Annotated in this window: 5 protein-coding genes; all 5 read left to right on the top strand. The window is 66.4% G+C overall.

Translation table 11 applies throughout. From position 1 onward, the window contains the following. The first annotated feature begins 12 nt into the window (after positions 1 to 12). The gene (locus tag VFT73_RS05530; protein WP_326409166.1) at positions 13 to 2001 is read left to right on the top strand and encodes a transglycosylase domain-containing protein; all 1989 of its coding nucleotides are present in this window, start codon (positions 13 to 15) and stop codon (positions 1999 to 2001) included. A 135-nt stretch (positions 2002 to 2136) separates the two neighbouring features. Then, positions 2137 to 2298 carry a Flp family type IVb pilin gene (locus tag VFT73_RS05525; RefSeq protein WP_326409165.1) on the top strand — a complete coding sequence of 54 codons (162 nt, stop codon included), beginning with the start codon at positions 2137 to 2139 and terminating at the stop codon, positions 2296 to 2298. Between the two features lie 169 nt (positions 2299 to 2467). Beyond that, positions 2468 to 2821, top strand: a complete 354-nt coding sequence (locus VFT73_RS05520; RefSeq protein WP_326409164.1) for a hypothetical protein — start codon at positions 2468 to 2470, stop codon at positions 2819 to 2821. A 40-nt stretch (positions 2822 to 2861) separates the two neighbouring features. Then, complete coding sequence (locus VFT73_RS05515; RefSeq protein ID WP_326409163.1) at positions 2862 to 3065, top strand: hypothetical protein; 204 nt, start codon at positions 2862 to 2864, stop codon at positions 3063 to 3065. Positions 3066 to 3144: 79 nt separating this feature from the next. Further along, a partial coding sequence (locus tag VFT73_RS05510; protein ID WP_326409162.1) for a DUF6789 family protein occupies positions 3145 to 3743 on the top strand: 599 nt, incomplete at its 3' end.

The raw sequence follows: 3743 nt of genomic DNA, 5'->3' as shown, positions 1-3743 counted from the left end.
GGGAAATAGAGGTTGGCCGACAGCGACACGATCTGGAGCCGCGGTGGAGTGCCGGTCGAAGAGCTGCCGGACCCGTTCGCGCCGGCTGCCCGGATTCAGTCGGAAGCGGATGCTGTTCCCGCGGAAGAACAGCCGCGGAAGCGCCGCCGCTGGCCGATCTACCTCTATTCGATTTCGGCGGTCATCCTGGTCACTTTGCTGTGGTTGGTGATCACGGCGCCGCTGTCGCGCGCTCTCGAGCCGCTGCAGGACCCGGCGCTGCTCCTGGTGAGCGCCGACGGCCATCCGATCGCCCGAAGAGGCGCGATCAAGGAAGCCCCGGTCGACGTCACCAAGCTCAACCCGCTGACGCCGGCGGCGTTCGTCGCGATCGAGGACCGCCGCTTCTACCGCCACTGGGGCATCGACCCGCGGGGGATCGCCCGGGCGATGCTCGCCAACCTGCGCGGCGGGGGCGTTCGCGAGGGTGGAAGCACCATCACGCAGCAGCTCGCCAAGACCAACTTCCTGTCGCGCGACCGGACCATCAAGCGCAAGGCGCAGGAGGTGATCATCGCCTTCTGGCTCGAGGCGTGGCTCACCAAGCAGGAAATCCTCTCGCGTTACCTTTCAAGCGTCTATTTCGGCGACGGCGTGTATGGGCTGCGGGCGGCCGCGCACCATTATTTCAACCGCGATCCCGAGGACCTGAACCTGGCGCAGTCGGCGATGCTCGCGGGCATGGTCCAGGCGCCGTCGCGGCTTGCTCCCACGCACAATCTCGCCGGCGCGAGAAAGCGCGCGGCGCTTGTGCTTCAGGCGATGGCGGATACCGGCGCGATCAGCGCGGCGCGGGCGGCATCTGTGAAGCCAGCACGCGCCGTCGCGAACGTTTCCCACGTCCCCACCGGCTCCTATTTCGCGGACTGGGTGACGCCCTACGCGCAGCAGGCGCAGGCGCCCGATTTCGGGGAGATCAAGGTCCGAACCACGCTCGACTGGCGGCTGCAGCGAATCGCCGAGCGCGCGGTCGCTCGCGCTCCGGCCGGCGCTCAGGCGGCGCTGGTCGCCATGCGTCCCGACGGCCGCGTCGTCGCGATGGTCGGTGGCAAGAGCTATTCGAAGTCGCCGTTCAACCGCGTGACGCAGGCGCGTCGGCAGCCGGGTTCCGCGTTCAAGCTGTTCGTCTATCTCGCGGCATTCCGCGCGGGATGGACCCCCGACAGCATCATCGAGGACGAGCCGATCACGATCGACGGCTGGACTCCCGAGAACCACGACCACGTCTATCGCGGCCCGATCACGTTGCGCGAAGCCTTCGCGCGCTCCAGCAACGCGGCGACGGTGCGGCTGGCGCATGAAGTCGGGCGGGACAATGTGATCCGCGCCGCGCGCGACCTCGGGATCACCACGCCGCTCCCGGACAAGCCAAGCCTCTCGCTTGGCACGGCGGCGGTGAGCCTGCTCGAGCTGACTTCTGCCTATGCGGCGATCGTCTCGGGCGATTATCCCGTCACCGCGCGCGGACTCCCCGACGCTACAGCGCCCGAAGGCCTCGCGGCTTTCTTCCGGCGTGACGGTACGCTCAGCCCGCGCCGCGACCAGGCGCCGATGCTCGACCTGCTTTATGCCGCCGCGAACAACGGCACCGGCCGCCGCGCGGCGCTCGCAGTGCCGACCTTCGGCAAGACCGGAACGACACAGGACAATCGCGATGCCGTGTTCGTGGGCTTCGCCGGGGATCTAGTGGTCGGCGTGTGGATCGGCCGCGACGACAACGGCTCCTTGGGAAAGGTCAGCGGGGGCACAGTCCCGGCGCAGATCTGGCGCAGCTTCATGACCTCGGCGCTTGCAGTCGACGGATCGAACGGGCCGCCGCTCCCCGGCCGCTTCGGCCCGTCCGCCGGGACTCAGCAGCGCCGGCTGCAAAGTCCGCTGCCTCCGGAATGGAGCAATGCGACGAAGCCGCTTCGCGATCTCGCGGAGCGGTTGCGCGGCCTGTTCGGCACTCCGGAAAGATGATTACCGAAGGTTCATGTCCGAGCCGCGGATTTTAATCCTTCCTCAACCACTCAGGCCCAGATTCCGGCGGTCCTGCGCGAGTTTCGGCGCAGGCCGGGGATTGTCTTCTCGTCGGTGACCAGTGGGAGACCCGAGATGGTCAAGTTTGTGAAGCTTCTGAAGAACAACAAGGGCGCGACCGCGATCGAGTACGGCCTCATCGCCGCGTTGATTGCCGTTGCCGCTATCGGTGCGATGACGAACATCGGCACCAAGCTGAGCAGCACGTTCAACAACGTTTCGACGTCGCTGACCTAATCGTTTCCTTCAGTGGGAGGGGCGGCGGTGCCGATCGGCGCCGCCGCTTTTCTTTTGCCTAGCTCGAATCACAACTCGCCGCGCGAGAAAGGCAACTGGCCGTTAACCATGCCATTAACAGACATGGTATCCAATTGGGCTACAAAGATTTTCCTATAATTTCCGACACTTGCTCTTCATCGGCGCGCGTGTCACTTGTCCCGGCATGGGGGCGAAGGCTGCGCTTGCGGCGCTGATTTTCATGATCGCTGGCGGCAGCGCGCATGCTGTCGCGCCCATTTACGATCCGGTCAGGCTGAACATCGGCGTCAATTGCCAGTGGCAGCAAAGCTGCGAGCGGCGCCAGCTCAAGGCGATGAAGGACGCGCGCGGCTACATCGCCAAGTATCGGCCGCCGCTATGGCGCGTGCATCTGTGCAACAGGAATGCTGCTCGGGCCACGGCGCGAATCGACTGGATCGGGTTCAACCAGTGCATCCGAAACGGCGCGTTGCGCCCGTCGAGCCGCTCCCGGGCCCGCTAGAGGAACGGCGCCAGCGGCCGCTCGTTCTTCGGAGCGGACAATGGCCATGAACGCTAAACACTCAGACGATCCGACCGAAAGCGAGCGCCGGAAGAATCTCAGCGAAGAGCAGATCGAGGATCTGGAGCTCGCGGGCGGAGTCGAAGGCGGGATGCAGGCCGGGAGCGCCGGCGGCCCGGCCGGCGACGAGGCGAGAGCGAAATCGACCGAGCGCAAGCCTGCGAAGCCGCAGCCAAAGCGCTGATCGCCACTGCCTCCTTGCTGACAAGGATTTCATCTGAACTCGCGCGCCCGAAGCCGCGTTCGGTTCGGTAATGATACGAGTGGTCGACCTCAAAAAGGCAATCGCCGCGGGCCTGGCCGGCGCGGCGGTGATGGAGGTGTTTTCCTTCGCCACGGCGCGAGCGGGCTTGCCGACGGTCGACCTCGTCGCCGAGCTGAGCTCGGTCGCGTTCCACCGCTTTCCGTTGCTCGCCGGCGCGGCCGGCCTGTTCGTTCACCTCGGTACCGGCGTCTGCTGGGCGGTGTTCTACGCCTTCTTCTTCTGGGGGCGATTCCGCTGGCCTCCCGTGATCCAGGGCCTCGTGTTCGCGGCGCTTCCGGCGACGCTCGCCATTCTTGTCGTCTATCCGGAGCTCTCGCTGATGCGGGCGCAGACGCCGGAGCTCACGCTGAGCCTGGTCCGGTTCTTCGCTCCCCTGACTGTGGCCAATGTCGCAAGCCTGGTGGTCAGCCATGCGCTGTTCGGTCTGGTCGTTGGAGCGATTTACCGCCGCCCCGTGGGCTATCGCGTCGGCGACAAGCCGCCTCCGCCCGCGCCGCGCCGCGCCACGCGCTCGGCGGCGAGGCGCAAGCCGAACTCGACCGGGTTCATGTTCGCGACCGGAATCGAGTGCAGCTATCCGACGATCGAGAACGGCCG

It is taken from the genome of Sphingomonas sp. (assembly GCF_035758555.1).
Lineage (GTDB): Bacteria > Pseudomonadota > Alphaproteobacteria > Sphingomonadales > Sphingomonadaceae > Sphingomonas_B.
This window is presented reverse-complemented; position numbering and strand designations above follow the sequence as displayed.